The organism is Mesorhizobium sp. M4A.F.Ca.ET.050.02.1.1 (assembly GCF_003997725.1).
GTDB lineage: Bacteria > Pseudomonadota > Alphaproteobacteria > Rhizobiales > Rhizobiaceae > Mesorhizobium.
In genome coordinates, this window is record NZ_RZSG01000792.1 from 1 (window position 1) to 2,699 (window position 2,699).

The window sequence follows — 2,699 nt, forward strand, 5'->3', positions numbered from 1 at the left end:
GTGCCGCCCAGCTTGCCGTCGACAACTCGGCCGTGCTGAAGCTCGGCATCGACGGTCGGGGCAAGCCCGCCGACAACCACCATGTCGGCCCGATGCATCCGGAATTCGCCGATATCGGCCCAGCCAAGCGTGACGTGGATGGTGCCAAGAAGCTGCTCGCCGAGGCTGGCAAGGCCGACCATGAATTCGACCTCATCTCGGTCGACGTCGAATGGCAAAAGAGCACCGGCGACGCGATCGCCGCGCAGATGCGCGAGGCGGGCCTGAAGATCAAGCGCACCGTGCTGCCGGCCGCCACCTTCTGGAACGACTGGAGCAAATACCCCTTCTCCTGCACCGAATGGCTGGGAAGGCCGCTCGGTGTCCAGGTGCTGGCGCTGGCCTACAAATCGGGAGCTGCCTGGAACGAAAGCGCCTATGCCAACAAGGAGTTCGACGAGCTCCTCGACAAGGCGCTGGCAATGCCGGACGCCAAGGCGCGCAAGGAGATCATGGCCAAGATCGAAGAGAATCTGCGCCAATCCGGCATCATCATCCAGCCATACTGGCGCTCGGTCTATCGAACCTACCGCAAGGGCGTGCATGGCTGCGAGCAGCACCAGTCGCTAGAGCAGCATTTCGAGAAGGTGTGGCTGGAGTCCTGATCCCTCCCAGGGTGGCAACCCCGGCCGGCGTGGCTCAACCAGGGCCGCGCCGGCCGTTGCCATGTGCGCCCATTCATCACAGATTGCATGCGGCCTCAGACCGGCGAACGCGAGAAACAGTCAGGGATGGATCACTTCGACCTCGGCACCTACCGCCGCCCAATCTCCACATCCTCGGCGGAGACGCAGCGCTGGTTCGATATCGGGCTGAACTGGTGCTACGGTTTCAACCACGAGGAAGGCATAAGATGCTTCGCGAAGGCGCTGCGGACTGATCCCGATTGCGCCTTCGTGCACTGGGGCATCGCCTATGCCGCGGGGCCTTTCTACAATCTGACCTGGAAGGAGCATGGCGAGGCCGAGGCCGACAGGGCCACCAGGCTTTGCTTCGACCATGTCCAGCTTGCGCTCGCCGGCAGCGCTCGATCCAGCGCTATTGAGCGGCGGCTGATCGAGGCACTCGCCCACCGGTTCCAGAAGCCGCATCGCATGGCGCCGGCGGAATTCGCGCTGTGGGACGACGCCTATGCCGCCGCGATGCGACAGGTCTATCGCGATTTCCCAGACGACCATGACGTGATGGCGCTCTTCGTCGAGGCGCTGATGATGCGCACCGTCAGGCGGCTATGGGATCTCAAGACCGGCAAGCCGGCGCCGAATTCGGACGTGCTGGAGGCTCTCGAGGTCTGCGAACGCTCTATCAGGCGCTCGGACGAGGCCGGCACGACGCCGCATCCGGCGGCCCTGCATCTGCACATCCACCTGCTCGAAATGTCGACCCAGCCCGAGCGTGGCATGCGCTCGGCCGAACGGCTTGGCACGATGTGTCCCGATGCCGGCCACATGAACCATATGCCCGGCCATATCCATGTGCTGTGCGGCGAGTATGAGAAAGCAAAACTCGCCAGCGAGAAGGCGGTGCGCGCCAACGACCGCTACCTCGCCCATGCCGGCGAGACGACCTATTACCTGCTCGGCTGCTGCCACGACCTGCATCTGATGATGTTCGCCTGCATGTTACTCGGCCAGTACCGCCCCGCGCTGTGGGCGGCCGACAAGGTGCGCGGCCTGGCGACGCGCGATGTCGTGAGCATTCCCGACCGGCCGAAGCTGACGCAGACGGTGGAAGGCTACCATGCGATGAAATCGCATGTTCAGGTGCGCTTCGGCCGCTGGCGGGAGATCATCGACGAGCCGATGGTTGTCGAGCCCGAACTCTATGTGCTGACTACCGCCATGCAGCACTACGCCAAGGGCGTCGCGCATGCTGCGCTGCGTGCGTTCGCGGCGGCGGAGCACGAGCGCGAGCGCTTCCACCAGCATCTAAGCCGCATCCCCGCGGAACGGCGCTTCCTCAGCAACCCGACGCACGCATCGCTGGCCGTGGGCGCCGCCCTGCTCGACGGCGAGCTCGCCTACCACCAGGGGCGGCATGACGAGGCCTATGTTCATTTGCGACAGGCGGTCGGGCTCGACGACAATCTCTCCTATACCGAGCCGTGGGCATGGATGCATCCGCCGCGCCATGCGCTGGCGGCGCTGCTGCTCGACCAGGGCCATGCCGAAGAAGCCGAGCAGGTCTATCGCGACGATCTCGGCCTGAGTGGCGCGGTTCAGCGCTGCGCCCAGCATCCGGACAATGTCTGGGCGCTGCACGGGCTGGTCGAATGTTTGAGGCGGCGCGGCGAGACCGACCAGTTGCCTGGGTTCCAGGCCAGGCTCGCCACCGCATTGGCAAAGACCGACTTGCCGATCACCTCGTCTTGCCTGTGCAGGACAAGCGTGCATTCAGGGCCCGACTGCTGCCATTGAAGATGGCCCGCCCCTGTGCGCCGTCACCATTCTCGCGTACACAAGTCCTGATCCAACCCGGCCCCGCGACGTGAGAACCCCATGCGATTGCTGCTAAGTAGTCTCTTCCTCGGCATCGCCGCCGCCAGCCTGTCGCCCGCCCGGGCCGCGGCGGACGATTGCGGCGATGCCGCCGCGCTGGTGCAACTGGCCTATCCCGGGGCCCAGAAGAGCGCCGACGAAAGATCGTTCACGCTGGAACCC

The 2,699-nt window shown here is 65.0% G+C and carries 2 protein-coding genes; both read left to right on the forward strand.

The genetic code is table 11. From position 1 onward, the window contains the following. Positions 1-644: ABC transporter substrate-binding protein (locus tag EOA33_RS31195; protein ID WP_245482491.1), on the forward strand; the 644-nt coding region annotated here is incomplete at its 5' end. Positions 645-770: 126 nt separating this feature from the next. Continuing rightward, complete coding sequence (locus EOA33_RS31200) at positions 771-2,456, forward strand: hypothetical protein (RefSeq protein WP_126055020.1); 1,686 nt, start codon at positions 771-773, stop codon at positions 2,454-2,456. The last annotated feature ends 243 nt before the right edge of the window (positions 2,457-2,699 follow it).

Excerpts from the sequence above, each read along its gene's own strand:
- EOA33_RS31200 (WP_126055020.1), top strand. The coding sequence starts at position 771 with ATGGATCACTTCGACCTCGGCACCTACCGCCGCCCAATCTCCACATCC.